The sequence below is a fragment of the Burkholderia sp. Ac-20353 genome, assembly GCF_017104785.1.
GTDB lineage: Bacteria > Pseudomonadota > Gammaproteobacteria > Burkholderiales > Burkholderiaceae > Burkholderia.
This window is the reverse complement of the sequence record NZ_JAAGPL010000435.1, coordinates 1-2,275: the sequence shown is the minus strand read 5'-3', so window position 1 is coordinate 2,275 and position 2,275 is coordinate 1. Positions and strand designations below refer to the sequence as shown.

The window sequence follows — 2,275 nt, the reverse complement described above, 5'->3', positions numbered from 1 at the left end:
TGATCATCGCCGCCGGGAAGTTCCACGGCGTGATCGCCGCGCACACGCCGATCGCTTCCTTCGTCACGACGATGCGCTTGTCGCTCGCCGGCGTCGGGATCGTGTCGCCGTACACGCGCTTGCCTTCCTCCGCGAACCATTCGAGGAACGATGCCGCATAGCCGATCTCGCCCTTCGCCTCGGCCAGCGACTTGCCTTGCTCGGTCGTCAGGATCAGCGCGAGGTCGTCGGCGTTTTCCATCATCAGGTCGTGCCACTTGCGCAGGATCGCCGCACGTTCCTTCGCGGTCTTCTTGCGCCATGCCGGCCACGCGGCGTTGGCAGCGTCGATCGCCTGGCGCGTCTCGGCTGCGCCCATCGCCGGCACCGTGCCGACGAGGCCGCCCGTCGCCGGGTTGCGGACTTCGAACGTCTCGCCGTTCGCTGCGCGTTGCCATGCGCCATTGACGTAAGCCTGCTGGCGGAACAGCGAGGGATCCTTCAGTGCAAGGGTTTCTTGAACAGTGCTCATGATGGGGTCTGTTTTGCAGAGACGAAGGCCGCCGCGGCCCGGATGGACGGCGGCGGCGCGATCAGTTGACTGGACTTCAGGCCGGCACGCCGACCGTTTCCTTCAGCACTTCCTCGAGGATCACGAGTGCTTCGTCGAACACGGCTTGCGTAATCGTCAGCGGGAACAGGAAGCGCACGACGTTCGAGTACACGCCGCACACGAGCAGCAGCAGGCCGCGCTCGAGCGCACGCGCCTGCACGCGCTTCGTGAACTCGACGTCCGGCTCGCCCGTGCCCGGCTTCATGAACTCGACCGCGATCATCGCGCCCGGGCCGCGCACGTCAGCGATCTGCGGCACGTCGGCCTGCAGCGCGTTCAGCTTCGCCTTCAGCACGTCGCCGAGCTGCGTGGCGCGGTCGCACAGCTTCTCTTCGTCGATGATCTCGAGCACCGCGTGCGCCGATGCGACGGCCAGCGGGTTGCCTGCGTACGTGCCGCCGAGGCCGCCGGGGGCTGCCGCGTCCATCACTTCCGCACGGCCGACGACGCCCGACAGCGGCATGCCGCCCGCGAGGCTCTTCGCCATCGTGATCAGGTCGGCCAGCACGTCGTAGTGCTGCATCGCGAACAGCTTGCCGGTACGCGCGAAGCCGGTCTGGACTTCGTCGGCGATCAGCAGGATGCCGTGTTCGTTACAGATCTTGCGCAGCGCGCGCACGAATTCGGCCGGCGCCGGGTTGAAGCCGCCTTCGCCCTGGACCGGTTCGAAGATGATCGCGGCGACGCGCTTCGGATCGATGTCGGCCTTGAACAGCATCTCGATCGCCTTGATCGAGTCGGCCGTCGTCACGCCGTGCAGCGCGTTCGGGTACGGCGCGTGGAACACGTCGCCCGGGAACGGGCCGAAATTCAGCTTGTACGGTGCGACCTTGCCGGTCAGCGCCATGCCCATCATCGTGCGGCCGTGGAAGCCGCCCGCGAATGCGATGACGCCCGGACGGCCGGTCGCCGCGCGCGCGATCTTGATCGCGTTTTCGACGGCTTCGGCGCCGGTCGTGAAGAACGCGGTCTTCTTCGGGAAGTCGCCCGGCGCGCGTGCGTTGATCTTCTCGGCCAGCTCGACGTACGACGCGTACGGGACGATCTGGTAGGCCGTGTGCGTGAAGTTGTTCAGCTGGTCGGCGATCGCCTTGACGATCTTCGGGTGGCGGTGGCCCGTGTTCAGCACCGCGATGCCGGCGGCGAAATCGATGAAACGGCGGCCTTCGACGTCCCACAGCTCGGCGTTCTCGGCACGGGCTGCGTAGAAATCGCACATCACGCCGACGCCGCGCGGGGTTGCGGCGTTCTTGCGGGCATGCAGGTCGGCATTCTTCACGGTCATCTCCTTGATGTTCTTTCCAGTGGGTAGAAAATCGGGCGCCTGGGCAGCCCATGGAGGCGACTATAATCACATTTGGCTCTGACAATCAGAGCCATTTCAATAAATAGTTAGGAGCCAATCATGCGGGCAAGCGTGTTGTCGGACTGGCTGGCGCAGCGCCTCGTGCGCGGCGGCGCGCAGCCGATCTACCGGCAACTGCATCGACTGCTGCAGCAGGCGATCCTGTCGCGCGAGCTGCCCGCTGGCACGCGCGTGCCGTCGTCGCGGCTGCTCGCGGCCGAGCTCGGGATCGCGCGCAACACGGTCACGCAGGTTTACGAACAGCTTTCGCTCGAAGGCTATGTGAATTCGGCGACCGGGCGCGGCACGTTCGTCGACGACAGCGCGCCGGACGAGAT

General features: G+C 66.2%; 3 protein-coding genes. 1 reads left to right on the top strand and 2 read right to left on the bottom strand.

The features are described from left to right. A partial coding sequence (locus G3N94_RS41020) for an aldehyde dehydrogenase family protein (protein ID WP_205799868.1) occupies positions 1–511 on the bottom strand: 511 nt, incomplete at its 3' end. A gap of 76 nt (positions 512–587) precedes the next feature. After that, on the bottom strand, positions 588–1,871 hold the full coding sequence (locus G3N94_RS41015) for a 4-aminobutyrate--2-oxoglutarate transaminase (RefSeq protein ID WP_205799867.1): 1,284 nt from the start codon (positions 1,869–1,871) through the stop codon (positions 588–590). Between the two features lie 126 nt (positions 1,872–1,997). Between G3N94_RS41015 and G3N94_RS41010 the strand changes: the two genes are divergently transcribed. Next, positions 1,998–2,275: GntR family transcriptional regulator (locus G3N94_RS41010; RefSeq protein WP_205799866.1), on the top strand; the 278-nt coding region annotated here is incomplete at its 3' end.